Here is a 16261-nt window from a genome sequence, read left to right on the forward strand (position 1 = left end):
TTAATCGGGGCTTTTTTTTTAGAATTCTGTGATCAATGTTTTGTAAACCTGATCCACAGGTAATCCCACGACATTGAAATAGGAACCCTTGATCCATTCTACACCAATCAGGCCTATCCATTCCTGGATACCATAGCTACCAGCTTTGTCCATGGGGGAGGCAGTTGAAACGTAATGCTCGATCTCCTCATCTGTCAGCTCATGAAATTTAACCTCTGTCACATTAGAAAAGGATACTTGTTTTTCTTCATTACTTACACATACACCGGACATTACCTGGTGGATCTTTCCTGATAGAATCTTTAGTGTCCGTTTTGCTTCTGCTTTGTCTTTGGGTTTGCCCAGGATAGTATCAGAGAAGATTACAACTGTATCAGCCGTAATGATCGTTCCTTTCTGAAAAGCTTTTCGGTGAGCTTTGTTTTTCTCAACTGCCAGGTATTCGGCAACCTTGACAACATCCATATGATCCGGAAATATCTCTTCAAACTCCACCGTTTTAACATCAAATTCAAATCCAGCCTGTTCCAAAAGCTGTTTTCTTCGTGGTGATTTTGATGCGAGGATGAGGTTATTGAAATGCTTCATCAAAGAAAGAATTGAATTCGTCTTCTTTTATGGACCCGAACAGGAAACCGCAAATCACTTTTGGATAAAAATAGGTGCTTTTCTGAGGAAGCGTATACCCACTATAGCACACTTCTTTTACGGTTTCAATGGAAATTTCTTTCGTAATAATTGAACACTGTGCTTCTTTATTTAGAACTGATTGCAGGCATTTGGTAAAGTTCCTTTCGAAAATTAGATTCTTGCTTCCTCGTTGATCTTTTCCTTTAATTCCCAGACACTTTTCAAAGACGAAATAATGCATCACAGTCAGGTCGAGTTCTTTTATCGTTCTCGGAAAATCCCATGATATCGTATCGATCATTTCCGGTTTCAAGCGAATCTTGAAGGCTTCATCACCAATCAATAATCCAAAGGCCCATTTCTTACCTAAGATCACCTCATTGACATCATAGGCTTCTTCTATGGGTTTAATGAAGAAATATTGATCCAGTTTTCTGAACAATTCTTCCTTGGAGAAATCAGGCAGGTCTTTGACCACCCGGTGCGTTGGAAGGATTCTTAAATCATCCGATTCTGTATTTGTGAAATACATGAGATGGTAATTGTATCCTTCCTTACCTGTATGTTTAAGATTATTTTTAGCTCGCTCTTTTTGATAGAGCAGAGACCCCTCGTAGCGGTGATGACCATCAGCAAGAATGATTTGTTTGTCTTCCAGAATTTCCATGATACGGCGGATTATTTTCACATCATGGATCACTCCAAATACATCGCGCACGCCCTGATAGTCTTCCGTTTCATAAAGCGGATCCATCATGGCTTCATCCAGGTAACCCTCTATTTCGTGCGTGGGGTCTGTATATAACCCATGTGTCGGACTCACATTCAGCTGTGTTTTATCCAGTATGTCCATCCGGTCATTGACGGAGAAAGGCATAGTGTTTTCGTGGCGGAGTAGTACTTTTTCCGGCCAATCGTAAACCTTGAGGTTTGCAATAAATCCTTTCCTGATGCGCTCTCTGTCACTTCCAGGTAATGTAAAATATTGATAGTAAACGTAGATGGCTGGAAGCTCATCCTGTCTGATGATGCCTTCTCGTTTCCAGTTGATTAGACGTCTTGCTGCTCCATTGATAGAATCCTCTCCTCTAGGCACTGAAAGGTGAATACTGTTGTACTCCTCCTGATATAGTGCCTCTCGCTGGCTTTCGGATACCACATCAAAAAGGGGAGACACCAGTTTGTCTATGTCCTTTATCAGGTCATCGGTATATCTCCATGCACGAAGGGGCTTGATCTCTGCCATTAATTACGTGCTCTTTCTTTCCACTTACTTCCGGCACTCTTTTGATCCGCTTTTGAGACTTTTTTAGCAGTTTGATTCATCAGTTCGTTAGCAACCAGAGCTGCCACCTCAGCGGACTCTCTGGAAGTCTCTTTTTTTAATACCTCCGGGTCATAATGTGATTCCACAAACTTGGTCGTGAATGATCCGTCAACAAACTCCTTGTGGCCTAATACAAAATCACAAAACGAAAGGGTCGTTTTCACGCCAGTGATCTGGTATTCTTCGATTGCCCTTCTCATTCTGTCAATGGCCTCTTTTCGATCCTTTCCATATGTGATGAGTTTAGCAATCATCGGGTCATAGTAAATAGAGACCTCATGTCCTTGCTCATATCCATCGTCCACACGAACGCCAGCACCTTGTGGTCTTATATACGTTTTAAGTTTTCCTGTATCCGGCAGAAAGTTGTTTTCCGGATCTTCAGCATAAACCCTCACTTCCAGGCTATGTCCGTTGATGGAAAGGTCATCCTGTTTGAGGTTTAACTTTTTACCGTTGGCAATTGCAATTTGCTCCTTTACTAAATCAATGCCGGTAATAAGCTCTGTAACCGGGTGCTCCACCTGCAGGCGGGTATTCATTTCCAGAAAGTAGAAGTCGAAGTTTTCATCAGCAATAAATTCTACCGTTCCAGCACCATAGTAGCTACAAGATTTTGCAACATTGACAGCTGCTTCACCAATTTGCTTTCTTCGTATAGGTGTAAGTAGAGCAGAAGGTGCCTCTTCAATGACCTTTTGATGTCTTCGCTGAATACTGCATTCACGTTCGAAAAGGTGGATGATGTTTCCGTGCTGATCCCCAAGTATTTGTACTTCGATATGCTTAGGAGAGGAGATGAATTTTTCAATAAACACTTCATCATTGCCGAATGAATTGCGTGCCTCACTCATTGCCCGATCCATCTGCTCTTCAAAATCTTTAGGATCATGCACGATACGCATGCCTTTTCCGCCTCCGCCGGCACTGGCTTTGATCATTACGGGATAGCCGATTTCGTCAGCGACCTCTTTGGCTTTTGGCACATCGCTGATGGGCTCATCCATACCCGGGACAAGGGGCACATTAAACTTTTGCACCGTCTGTTTTGAGGTGAGTTTATCACCCATGATGCGTATTGCTTCCGGTGATGGACCAATAAAAATCAGGCCTTCTTTCTCCACCCGCTCTGCAAATGACGCATTTTCCGAAAGGAAACCATAGCCAGGATGGATGGCATCCGCGCCCGTTTGCTTACATGCATCAATAATTTTATCCTGAACCAAATAAGATTCGGAAGCTGCAGCCGGACCAATATTTACTGCCTCATCAGCATATGACGCATGTGGAAGCAATTTATCTGCATCACTGTATACGGCTACTGTTTTGATTCCCAGTTCTTTAGCAGATCGCATCACCCGAATCGCGATCTCACCTCGATTAGCTACTAATATTTTCTTTATAGACATAATTCTATCGTTAGCGCAAGTTTATTGAAAAGCCAACATTCATTATATGTACATTCCTGCTAAATTTGCAACTTGTTTGAAAAAGAGACACAAGTAAATGGATTTATTTGAGAAATTACTCAGTGATAAAGGTGCGTTAGGTCAGTATTCATATCTGGATCAGGATTTAAATTATTACTTCTTTCCAAAGCTGGAAGGAGAGATTCAACCTCGGATGAAGTTTAAAGGTCAGGAGGTATTGGCGTGGAGTTTAAATAACTACCTGGGGCTGGCCAATCATCCGGAAATTAGAAAAGCTGACACGGAGGCCACTGAGAAATGGGGACTAGGATATCCGATGGGTGCCCGTATGATGACGGGTAATTCAGACTATCACGACCAGCTGGAGCAAGAACTAGCGGATTTTGTAAGCAAACCTACCGGAATGCTGTTGAACTATGGCTATCAGGGAATTATGTCCGTGATTGATGCATTGGTAGACCGAAAAGATGTAGTTGTTTACGATGCTGAATGCCACGCGTGTATCATTGATGCACTGCGGATGCATATCGGTAAACGATTTGTGTTCCCTCATAATGATATTGAAAATTGTGAAAAACAACTGAAGCGAGCGACTAAGCTTGCTGATGAGCAAGGAGGTGGAGTACTTGTGATCACAGAAGGTGTTTTCGGGATGACCGGAAATACCGGAAAGCTTGATGATATTGTGAAGCTGAAAGAAAAATTCAATTTCAAACTTTTGGTGGATGATGCTCATGGCTTTGGTACCATGGGAGATACAGGAGCAGGTACCGGTGAGTATTACAACTGCCAGGATGGAATAGACATTTACTTCTCTACGTTTGCCAAGTCAATGGCAAGCATAGGAGCCTTTATTGCGGGACCTACGGATGTAATCAATCATCTGAGATATAAAGTGCGTTCGCAAATATTTGCCAAGTCCCTTCCAATGCCATTAGTAATAGGTGGTCTAAAGCGACTAGAAATGCTGCGAACCATGCCAGAGCTGCGTGAAAAGCTTTGGACGATTGTTAATGCCATTCAAAACGGCTTTAAAGAGCGTGGATTTAATATTGGATCAACTAACTCTCCGGTAACTCCGGTAGTTATGAACGGTGACGTTCTTGAGGCATGTAACATGGTTGTGGACCTTCGTGAAAACTACAAAATCTTCTGCTCAATGGTGGTGTATCCGGTGATACCGAAAGGCATGGTGATACTACGAATTATACCTACTGCGATGCATACACTGGAAGATGTAGAAGAAACGCTCAATGCTTTTGAAGCTGTCAAGCAGAAGTTGAATAGTGGAGTTTATAAAGAAGCAGGAGTAGAAGGTGCGATGGTCGCAAAATCTTAATATTTCTATCATTTAAACTGTTTATTATTGATTTTAGGCCTATATTGCCAGAACTTTAAATTTTATCGATAACCTTAATTACCTTATAACAATGAAAAGATTTGAACAACTTAAGTCAATGGTTGAATCACTAGAAGCTGATTTCGAAAAGTTTTATGACAAAGGGAACAATGCCGCCGGTACTCGTGTAAGAAAAGGTATGCAGGAAATGAAAAACCTAGCGCAAGAGATCAGACTAGAAGTTCAAGACATCAAAAACAAAGGATAATCGATTAACAACCGAAACCGATAAAGAAATTAGGGAGTCGAGAGACTCCCTTTTTTTGTGCCTTTTAATTGAACCAATTGTAGCGTATGGAATTAATTAACGCTTCAAGTCTGACCATTCGTTCAATGGAAGTAACCATTCGTCCTTAGAATCCTACACTTTATTCATTTAGGTAAGTTTTCCTTCAATCCATTACTTGTTTTATTTTCTTTTGTCATTGATTAATATCAAAATGAGTGTTGCATCAACTTTAAATTATTGAGGTTACTACGACATAGTTTTGGTCTGTTTTGTTTTTCTAAATAGGGACTGTTAAAATATTAATTAACGGCTTCATATTTGTTTAGAAAATAAAAATATATTTGCAGCAGGTAGTCTGACTACCTACACTAACCTAATCGTACATGAAGATACTCACCAAAAAGGCAGTAGTGCTTATAGCACTACTTGTGTCCGCATTTGCCTATGGCCAGATTCGACAAATTCAACCCATTGATGATTGCTTAAATTGTGGTTCGCCCACAGTTAGCCTAAGTGGACCTGGTTCTGCCGGTCTAAATTCAATAAAAAGTTATACAGTCAGTGTTTCAGGTGGTCTTCATAGTTCTTCCAGCTACACAGTTTCAGGAGGACAAATCACCTCGCAAAGTAGAACTTCGGTTTCTATTAAATGGACATCTGCAGGTTCAAGGTGGGTAAGAGTAACCGCCTCGGTGAGCGGAAGTTTATATACATCAACTAAATCTGTTAGTGTTACATCCCCGCTAAATGGAGGGTCTATTGTTGCATCAACAAGTACCTCAATCTGCAATGGATCTGATCCAGGCACTATCACTAATTCTCAGTCACCCTCTGGTGGGAGTGGATCTTATAGTTATCAATGGCAAATTATGAGTGATGGACCCGTTCTTCAAGAACCTACTTTAGAGGGTGGATCTACTAGCTCATCTTGGAGTAATATTTCTGGTGCCACTTCATCAACCTATAATCCACCAAAACTATATGTTAACACTTCCTATCGAAGAAGAGTAGTCTCTGGGTCTCAAACGGCATATAGTAATACTGTTTCCTATTCAGTTTCATCTGCGTTAAATAAAGGCTCTATCAGCTACTCAGGTGGTGCGGTAAATCCCGGCGTTACACCTGCTAAGATTAGCGGAACAACAGCCACCGGAGGTAACGGAATTTCATACAGATGGCAGTGGAAACGTGGAACAGAAACTTCATTTTCAAATATACCAACCGGATTAGGGTCTAGTGTTACGTCTAGAGACTATCAGCCACAAGGTCTTGATAAAACAACGGTCTTCCGTAGAAGGGTTACTTCATGTGGACAAAATCAATACACCAATCAGGTTACCATTACCGTTAATCTCAAACCTGGTTCAATATCCGGTAACCAAACCGTATGTTCAGGAGGTGATCCATCAAACATATCGAGCAGTTCTTTGGCAACAGGTGGCAAGGGTGGATACAGCTATACCTGGCAAAAGCGTGAATACAGACCTTCAACACTGACGCCAACGGGTCTGGAAGGAGGCGGCTCTACCAGCTCATCTACGGTATATAGCTGGACAGGCTGGACCCATGTAGCATCAGGTACCTCTTACAATCCTGGCCCTATCACTTTTAAGACACAATACAGAAGGAAAGTAGTATCAGGAGGAGTGACAAAGTATAGCAATGTCATCACCAAGAACATTTATTCAGATGCTTCTCCGGGAACCATTTCATATTCTGGAGGAGCGATTAATCCAGGCACTACTCCCGGAAGAATTGACGGGACTGCTGCATCAGGCGGAAGTTCAGTGAGTTATCAATGGCAGAAGAAGACGAGTGGAGGATACTCTACCATCTCCGGGGCAACAGGCCAAAATTACCAGTCTGGATCACTTACACGCACAACATCCTTCAAGCGGATCGCGACCACCAATTGTGGTAGTTCAGCAACATCGAATGAAGTGACGATATCTGTGAATTTAAAGCCTGGTTCAATTGCATCAGCAAGTGAAACGATCTGTCGTGGATCCAACCCGGGAGTGATTAGTAGTACAGCGGGAGCCAGTGGAGGTGTAGGTAATTATCAATATCAGTGGCAGTTTTTCTCTGAATTACAGCAGCCTGGTCTCGAAGGAGGCGGTTCAGCGCTGGAGGATAACTGGCATGACCTTCCGGGTGAAACAGGACTATCATTTGATCCTCCAGTTTTGAATATGAATATGACCTATCGCAGAAAGGTCACTTCAGGGAGTCAGGTTGCTTATACATCAGCTAAAAGTTACACGGTATCAGCTCCTTTGACAGCAGGTTCAATTAGTTATTCAGGTGGCTCTGTTAATGCGGATGGAAACCCACCGGTGATTAGCGGAACCACGGTAACCGGAGGAATATCTCCCGTCTATCAATGGCAGAGTAAAGTAGGAACAGCTACTTCTTTTTCCAACATATCTGGAGCAACAGGGAAAAACTATGATCCTCCTGCCGGAATGGATTATACGACTACTTACAGAAGAAGGGTAAAATCTTGTAGAGAAACGAAATATTCGAATCAAATCACGATCAATGTAAACTTTCATCCTGGTAGCATTAGCGGCAATCAAACCGTATGTTCAGGAGGTGATCCATCAAACATATCGAGCAGTTCTTTGGCAACAGGTGGCAAGGGTGGATACAGCTATACCTGGCAAAAGCGTGAATACAGACCTTCAACACTGACGCCAACGGGGCTGGAAGGAGGCGGCTCTACCAGTTCGTCAACAGTATATAGTTGGACAGGCTGGACTCATGTAGCATCAGGTACCTCTTACAATCCTGGCCCTATCACTTTTAAGACACAATACAGAAGGAAAGTAGTATCAGGAGGAGTTACAAAGTATAGCAATGTCATCACCAAGAACATTTATTCAGATGCTTCTCCCGGATCAATTTCATATTCCGGGGGTGCGATAAATCCGGGCACTACACCCGGAAGAATTGACGGGACAGTTGCATCAGGCGGAAGCTCAGTGAGTTATCAATGGCAGAAGAAGACGAGTGGAGGATACTCCACCATCTCCGGGGCAACAGGCCAAAATTACCAGTCTGGATCACTTACACGCACAACAACCTTCAAGCGGATCGCGACCACCAATTGTGGTAGTTCAGCAACATCGAATGAAGTGACGATATCTGTGAATTTACAGCCTGGTTCAATTGCATCAGGAAGTGAAACGATCTGTCGTGGATCCAACCCAGGAGTGATTAGTAGTACAGCGGGTGCCAGTGGAGGTGTAGGTAATTATCAATATCAGTGGCAGTTTTTCTCTGAATTACAGCAGCCTGGTCTCGAGGGAGGAGGTTCTACTTTGCAAAGCAATTGGCATGACCTGCCGGGGGAAACAGGACTAACATTTGATCCTCCAGTTTTGAATATGAATATGACCTATCGCAGAAAGGTCACTTCAGGGAGTCAGGTTGCTTATACATCAGCTAAAAGTTACACGGTATCAGCTCCTTTGACTGCCGGATCAATTACTTATTCAGGAGGGGCCGTCAACCCCGATGGAGATCCTCAAGCGATTACCGGTACAACAGCTACCGGTGGAATAACCCATAATTATCAATGGCAAAAGAAAGTGGGGACAGCCTCTTCTTTTACCAATATATCAGGTGCGACCAATCAGAACTATAATCCCCCTGCAGGAATAGACTACACAACCACTTATAGGCGAAGAGTAAAATCTTGTGGAGAGACCAAATTTTCTGGTCAGGTGACGATAGATGTGAACTTTTCTCCTGGTTCGATATCTGGTTATCAAGTCATTTGCACCAATGGTGATCCTGGAATTATTTCAAGTACTGCACCTTCTAAAGGAGGCAAAGGCAACTATCAGTACCAGTGGCAGAAGAATGAATACAGGCCGGTTGAAATTATATCAACAGAGGAGCCTCTTCCAATTGAAGGTGGTGAGCCAACTCCGTCACCATCAGAAGCAATTTATCAATGGACTGGATGGACGGATATATCAGGAGCGATTAATGAAAGTTATGATCCTGACAATCAATTGTTTAAGACGCGTTACAGAAGGGTGGTTGTTTCGGGAGGAGTAACCAAGATTTCAAATGCGATTACGGTGAATCTGGTCGAGATACCGGAGGCAGGTAGCATCTCTTATTTAGGCCCTATAGTTGATCCAGGTACATCTGCCCAAACGATCAATGGAACTACCGTTACTTCCAGTTCAAACTTTGATTACCAATGGTTTAAAAAGGTACTGGGATCGTATGCTCCTATTGCAAATTCCAATACTGAGTCACTGAACCCTGGTGTCCTGGATTACACGACGTTCTTCAAACGACGGGTGACTAATGATTGTGGAGAGTTTACAGAGACCAGTCCGGAGAAGGTGCAGGTAAAACTAAAACCAGGAGAACCTATCACGCAATCATTTACAGTCTGCTACGATTGTACATTACCAACGCTGACGTTGACAAATCCGATCGGCGGGAATGGTAGTTATTCGTACCAATGGCGAAGGCTACTCCCTAACCTGTTAATAGAAGACGGCTTAGATCCAATTGAAGGAGGTGGATCAGATCCTGTTATTACTAACGAAACTCTAAACAATTTTAAGAACGTCGAGGGCGGGAATACAGCAAGTTATACGCCTGATCTTCGGCTGTTAGGGACGACCACCTATCATCGTGTGGTGGAATCGGATGATCAGACGGCAATTTCTGCGACTATTAGTGTCACAGTGCTTCCGGCCTTGAATCCGGGCTCTATTGCTTACAATAAGGCAGACCCTTGTCATGGAAGCAATGTAGCAGAAATAACCGGAACTGCTGCAACAGGCGGAGATGGTACCTATGAGTATCAATGGCAGTATTTTGATGGCTCCAGCTGGATTCAGCTGGTAAGGGGAACTCAATACCAGAGTTACAATCCAGACTTCACGTTGACCGCCGATACGCGTTTCCGCAGAAGGGTTCGATCGGCAGGTAGTACCTGGAAATTGTCAGGTGAGGTTACCATTAAAGTGTATGAGGTCATTGATAGCAGTGAACTGGGATCGATCAGTGCCTCAACGGATAAAAGATGTCCGGGCGATTTAGTGGAGTTTGTTTACTCACCTGGTCCGAAAGTAAACACCAACAGAACACACCTCTTTGGTTCTAAGAGTGGAGAAGAAGATGAAATCGATTTTGGAAAAATTAAAAACAAGCTTTCCATTCCTGTTCAAAAGGGATACACCTATTATGTGAAATACCTACAGCGGTGTACGCCCATCGATTATGAGACCAATAGCATCTCATTTAGCTTCTACGAAAACTGTAACCTACCGCCTTCATTGGATCAAAACTTTGTAAGAGTAGAAGTACCAAAAGTTCCGGTAAAGTCTCAATATGAACTTTCTGTGATGGATGCCACAGAAAGGTCCATGTCATATTCGTACACAGATGGGGTTGGCAGACCGACCATGAAGGTAGCTGTAGAGGCGGGGCAGGATTTTGAAGATGTCATTCAATTCAATAAATATAATTCCGAGGGGCGTCAAGAGAAATCATATCTGACTTACTATGAAGCTTCCTTGGTACCGGGGCAATTTGTTGACCCTGATGAAGCAATCTTACAACAAGCTGATTTTTATGACGCTAGCAAATCTGACTACTCGGATATTGCGCATGATAGCAAACCCTTCTCACAAACAGAATGGGACGCCCGTGGCAGGGTAAAATCTGTAATCGCCCCGGGGCAAGCCTGGCACGATGGTGATAAGAAGACGCTCTATAATCACACGGTTTATGATCCTTCCAAAGCGGTAGACAAACCCTGGAGTATATATACTCCGGTTATTGAATGGACCATCGAAAATGGATTGCCAAAACAAAAAGGCACCTATGCTTATAATGAGTTGTTCATTTCATCTGTCACCGACGTAGAAGGAAGAAAATCTCGAAAAGTAACAGATACAAGAGGACGTACAATCACATCACAAATCTATGACAAGGACCTAAAGAAATGGGTCGGATCATACAATGTGTATGACGATTTTGGAAGAGTAAGATTTGTTATCCCTCCGTTGCTGGCAGCAATAGCTACACCAACACAAGATCAGGTAAATGAACTTGCTTTCCAATATGTCTATGATTCGAAAGGACGAATGACTGATGAACGTGCGCCTGGTGCCGGTTGGGTGAGATACGTATATGACCACTGGAACAGGATAGCCTTGACCAGACATGCTTCCCAATTTGTCGATGGCAATAAATCATGGACTTTCTTCAAGTACGATGCATTGAATCGCCAGATCATGTCTGGAGAGATTGAGGATTCCAGAGACAGGGATCAGCTACAGGTATCACTTGATGCCATTACAGCTGAAAACAACAGGTTTGAAGTGGTGAATTCGAACAGTGCCAGGGGATATACCAAGTATCGAACATTCCCTGACCTTAACTCAGATTACAGTGCTGATCAATATGAATTCCATACGATCAACTACTTTGATAATTATGATTTTATGACGTACCCTAACTGGGACGCAGAAGGACATAATTATGCATTTTCAAATTCTACAGGATTCTCCAATACACCTAATTTGAATGCACTGGATCGTTCCACCGGAAGTAAAGTGAAAGTACTAGGTACAGATACCTGGCTAAACACGGTGGTGTATTATGATGAGAGAGGGAGAGGAATTCAGACCATTTCAGAAAATCACAAAGGAGGCACGGACCGACTGACCAATGACCTGGATTGGAAAGGGGAGCTTCAGAAGATGCTGGTCGAACATACCAGTTCATTTGATGCTGTAACAATCCTGAGTGAATACGAATATGCTCACAACGGACAACTTCTTAAAACCTGGCAAACACTGGACGGTGGTGATCGTATCCTGATCGGAGATTACCATTACAATGTCTTAGGTGAATTAGTTGAGAAGAACCTGCATTCAGAGGATGAAGGAATCTCATACCTGCAGTCGGTTGATTATCGTTACAACTTGCAAGGTTCCATGACACGTATCAACGATGCAGACCTGAGTGATGGAGAGCATGATCTGTTTGGTATGGAGTACTTCTTTGAAACCACCGCAACCATTGATGGCACACCTACCACTCCTCGTTTTGATGGCATGGTGAATTCGATGGTCTTTAATGCTACCAATATCACACCAACATCTGTCCCCTCGGGGGGACCACAGGGGGGAATTAAAACCGCCATCGCTTTTAATTACGATAACCAAAGCCGCTTAAAATCCACTCAGTTTGCTGCTGGCCCTGCACTCAATGACCAGGTTGGAGCTTATAGCATGAGTGTGAGCTCTTATGATGATAATGGCAATATTCAGTCATTATCCAGAAACAGTGATGGCGTTGAAATAGATGACATCCATTACTTCTACCACCTTCACTCCAATAAACTGAAAGCGGTAGATGATAGCAGTAACAAAGCTTTAGGAATGGATGATAAGGTGTTTACCGACAATGGAAAAATCACTGAGTACTCATACAATGCGATGGGCAACATGACCTCAGATTTAACCAAAGAGATTGTCAGTATCAGCTATAACCACATGCAACTAGTGGAAGAGATTGCTTTTGACGATGGCACTCGGGTTACTTATACCTACGATGCAACGAGAAATCGATTAGCCAAAGAGGTTATGGATGCGGATAATAACTCCATCGCACGGGTGGATTATGTAGGACTGGTGGAGTACCTGGATGATGAAATCAATCAGGTGGCCACCGAAGTAGGGCGTGCATACAAGCAAAATGACCAATATCACTACGAGTACTTCATCACCGATCACCAGGGGAACAATCGGGTGGCTTTTGGAAATCTACCGGAACGAAATGTTTACGTGGCAACCATGGAGGTGGAAAGAAAAGCGAGCGAGGAAAGTCACTTTAAATTCCCCAATGATGCCATTCGAAGTACAGCAGAAAATCACACCCCATTGGGTGGTGGAAGCATCGCTTTGAATGGAGCCATACCCGGACGCGAAGTGGGCCCTGCCAAGGTGTTGACCATCGCAGCGAATGACGAAGTGGATATTGAAGTATGGGCTAAATACAAAGATGAGTTCGTAAATAATACTCCGATTGATGGCGTGGTAAACTCGATATTGAATGCCTTCAATGTAGCAGGAACAGGAACCGGAATGGAAGGTCAAGGAAGTTCACTGGCAGACGCGCTGAACCTGGGAAGTGCCAACATATTCAGTGGAGCAGAGGAAAATGAACCCCGAGCATATCTTCAGTATTTATTCTTTGATGCTAATTACAATTTTGTAGAATCTGGTTCTAACTTCAAGGAGGTGACCCAGCAAAGCCTGGGCAAGTTTGCCAGGTATGAGAGCGGCACGCTCAAATTTGATCAGCCGGGATACTTGTTTGTGTATTTAGTGAATGAAACGGATGTTGATCAGGATGTGTTCTTCGACGACCTGAAGATCACGCATAGCAGCGCAACCAGTAGCTTCAAGGTATCCCAGATCAACGACTATTACCCATTTGGATTACGTACCGCTAATTCCTGGCGTGCACCCGGGTACATCGATCCGGGCATGCTGTATCAATCTTCGTATTCTTCCTATGATAGCTTGACGGGATATTACGATTTCTTAAGTCGAAGTTACGATCCGGTGTTAGGTCGATTCTTTGCGGTGGATCCTGCAGGGCAGTTTAGTTCACCCTACACAGGAATGGGAAATATGCCGCATTTTGGTACGGATCCAAATGGAGAGTTCTTCTGGGCAGCATTACCTCTTATTGCAAAAATAGCCGTGGGAGTAAGCGCAGGTGTAGGAGCATATCAGGGAGCTAAGATGGCTCAACAGAATGGGACGAGCATGTTTTGGGGAGCATTGGGAGGATTTGCTATTGGAGGGGCCGCAGGCTTGGCCACAGCTGGAGTTGGTAGCGCGCTCTCAGGAGGTACGGGCTTCTTTGCTGGGGCAACTGCCGGAGCAGCCTCAGGTGCAACGGGAGGTTTTATTAGTGGCGCTGGCTTTACAGCGTTGGGTGGGGGAGATTTAAATGACGTTTTTGGGTCTGGGTTAAAAAGTGCACTTATAGGAGGAGTCTCCGCTGGAATTGTTGGCGGTTTATCTAGTGGAATACAAGCAGCAAAACATGGCGGAAACTTTTGGTCTGGTAAGGGCGCAACATTTGATTATGTATATGTAGATGGTGGCGATACACAAGCAGGTGACGCAGTTGAATACAGCAATGAGTCAGCTAAGAAATTTTCAAGTGATTACGCAATGGAACCTGAGGGACTCAACGAACTCTATGCAGATGGTTCTTTGCCAGAAGGATATACTGCAAAAGGAGATATTGTATATAACTCAGATGGTACTAGAGTACGTGGGTCTACCCAATATATTGGGAATAAGCAAAGTGACGTTTACCTATTTAAAGATGCTTTTACAAGTAAAGAGCAATTATATTTCACTATGAATCATGAATATATGCATGTTGCTCATAACTATAGACATGGAGGAGTAACCATGAGTAAAAATAGAATGGCAGCTCATGCTGAAATAGCTAGATGGGAATTAAAACAAGCTAAATTATGGAAGTTTAATGTTGCTGCATATCAAGCAAGGTGGAATGCACTTAAAGGATTTGCAAATTCAGCGTTTGATGTAAATGATTATGGATTTTTCGCAATAAGTATAAAACCATGGTAATGACTAAAGTATTACTACTTATGACTCTTTTTAGCTTGAATGAAGAGGATACTGTTTATTCCTATAACAGCAAGATGATTGAGTTAGAATCTCAGATTTCGTTAAATGATGATGTAGTACAAAATTTTTTTTACTTTCTGAAAAAGGAAAATTTAAATGAGTATTCGATTGATTACTTAACTAATGCAAAAGAGTTATTTCAGTTAGGTAAAATTATTAAGTTATCATTTCAAAACTTTTTAATTGAAAACTTCGATAGTATTAACGGATTAGATGAGGAAGACCAAAGGTCGGAGTTCATAAGGGATAAAAAAAAGAATTTAAAAATTTCTATTAGTAAGTTATCTCTAAATGAACGATATAAGAATACACTAGTAATTTCTGTTTATGACAAAAGATTTAATAAATATGATAGTTTTCTATTTTCTTTTACAGAAAGCAACACCCTATCAATTTGTAAAATTTCAACAGTTTTTCTTAATGATAATTTCGGACTAATTATGAGTCCTAAACTTGACTTTCCAGTTCTAAGACTTGAAGCTTATGAATTTCAAAGTGACCTAATAATAGTGAACACTCCAACATATATTGATGTTGGTTTAGTTTTTTTTAGTGATGAAGGACATCTCTGGAAGCTCAATCTAAACTGATCTAACAGTCCCAACAGTCGCCCTCTTATCGCGCAAGTCTTCCAGCGCGGGATTGAGAAGAAGTAGAGACTTGGGCGTGAATAGAGGAAGAAGGAGAATAGGATGAGATTGAATATGAGGGTTTAAGTCAAAAAGACTTAAACCATAAAAAAGGATTCTTTTAGCGAAGGGCTTAAGTGAAGGAGTGACATGGGCGGATAAAAGAAGGAAGGAAAGATGAAGAGCAAAGAAGTGAAATGAAATAGATGTTGAAAAAAGTCCAAGTCGAAAAGACTTGAACTATATACGGCTATCGCTTAAGTGTTTTTCACTTGAGCGTCAAATGACTGAGAACTAAAAAGAAATGAGCAGTAAATACAAATTTCATGACCCAAACAGCCTGTACTTCATCAGTACAGCAGTCGTCCACTGGGCGGATGTATTTACAAGGCGGGAGTATAAGGATATCGTGATCAATAGTTTGAAATATTGCATTGAGCATAAAGGCTTGGTTATCCATAGCTATGTGATCATGACAAATCATATTCATTTAATTATTAGCAGGAAAGAAGATGGTATGTCCTTCTCAGAGATCATGAGGGATTTTAAGAAGTTCACAGCTATGAACTTGATTAAAGCAATCAAAGACAATCCACAAGAGAGTAGAAAGGAATGGTTGTTGGATTTGTTTGCAAAAGCAGGTCAGACTAATGGCAATAATACAATGTATCAGCTGTGGCAGCAGGACAATCACCCGATAGAATTGGAAGGGGATTGGATTGATGAAAAGCTAGCTTATATCCATGATAATCCAGTGAAAGAAGGATGGGTGACAGAGCCTGAATATTATTGGTATTCGAGTGCACGGAATTATGCAGGGTCGGATGCTCCATTAAAAATAGAATCAATATATGATGGAGTTGAGATTTGAGTTTAGAAGCACAAGTGGAAAACA

At 42.4% G+C, this 16261-nt stretch carries 8 protein-coding genes; 5 read left to right on the forward strand and 3 right to left on the reverse strand.

The features are described from left to right. Positions 1-18: 18 nt before the first annotated feature. The 3 genes from ACXAH9_RS15500 to accC are packed head-to-tail and all read right to left on the reverse strand — an operon-like array spanning position 19 to position 3369. Positions 19-588: a Maf family nucleotide pyrophosphatase gene (locus tag ACXAH9_RS15500; protein WP_474895768.1), complete on the reverse strand. Its 570-nt coding sequence runs from the start codon at positions 586-588 to the stop codon at positions 19-21. Continuing rightward, positions 572-1876, reverse strand: a complete 1305-nt coding sequence (locus ACXAH9_RS15505; protein WP_474895769.1) for a DUF1015 domain-containing protein — start codon at positions 1874-1876, stop codon at positions 572-574. The genes ACXAH9_RS15500 and ACXAH9_RS15505 overlap by 17 nt, the downstream gene beginning before the upstream one ends. Then, positions 1876-3369, reverse strand: coding sequence for an acetyl-CoA carboxylase biotin carboxylase subunit (gene accC, locus ACXAH9_RS15510; RefSeq protein WP_474895854.1), 1494 nt, complete (start codon positions 3367-3369; stop codon positions 1876-1878). The genes ACXAH9_RS15505 and accC overlap by 1 nt, the downstream gene beginning before the upstream one ends. A gap of 94 nt (positions 3370-3463) precedes the next feature. Between accC and ACXAH9_RS15515 the strand changes: the two genes are divergently transcribed. The 5 genes from ACXAH9_RS15515 to ACXAH9_RS15535 all read left to right on the forward strand — a co-directional run bounded on the left by ACXAH9_RS15515 (position 3464) and on the right by ACXAH9_RS15535 (position 16237). Then, positions 3464-4726 carry an aminotransferase class I/II-fold pyridoxal phosphate-dependent enzyme gene (locus tag ACXAH9_RS15515; protein ID WP_474895770.1) on the forward strand — a complete coding sequence of 421 codons (1263 nt, stop codon included), beginning with the start codon at positions 3464-3466 and terminating at the stop codon, positions 4724-4726. A 91-nt stretch (positions 4727-4817) separates the two neighbouring features. Then, on the forward strand, positions 4818-4994 hold the full coding sequence (locus ACXAH9_RS15520) for a histone H1 (protein WP_349562265.1): 177 nt from the start codon (positions 4818-4820) through the stop codon (positions 4992-4994). Positions 4995-5398: 404 nt separating this feature from the next. Then, positions 5399-14677, forward strand: a complete 9279-nt coding sequence (locus ACXAH9_RS15525; RefSeq protein WP_474895771.1) for a DUF6443 domain-containing protein — start codon at positions 5399-5401, stop codon at positions 14675-14677. Next, positions 14677-15327, forward strand: a complete 651-nt coding sequence (locus ACXAH9_RS15530; protein ID WP_474895772.1) for a hypothetical protein — start codon at positions 14677-14679, stop codon at positions 15325-15327. The genes ACXAH9_RS15525 and ACXAH9_RS15530 overlap by 1 nt, the downstream gene beginning before the upstream one ends. Before the next feature lie 343 nt (positions 15328-15670). Next, positions 15671-16237: an REP-associated tyrosine transposase gene (locus ACXAH9_RS15535; protein ID WP_474895773.1), complete on the forward strand. Its 567-nt coding sequence runs from the start codon at positions 15671-15673 to the stop codon at positions 16235-16237. Positions 16238-16261 lie beyond the last annotated feature (24 nt).

It is taken from the genome of Ekhidna sp. ABH4_415, from assembly GCF_056161305.1.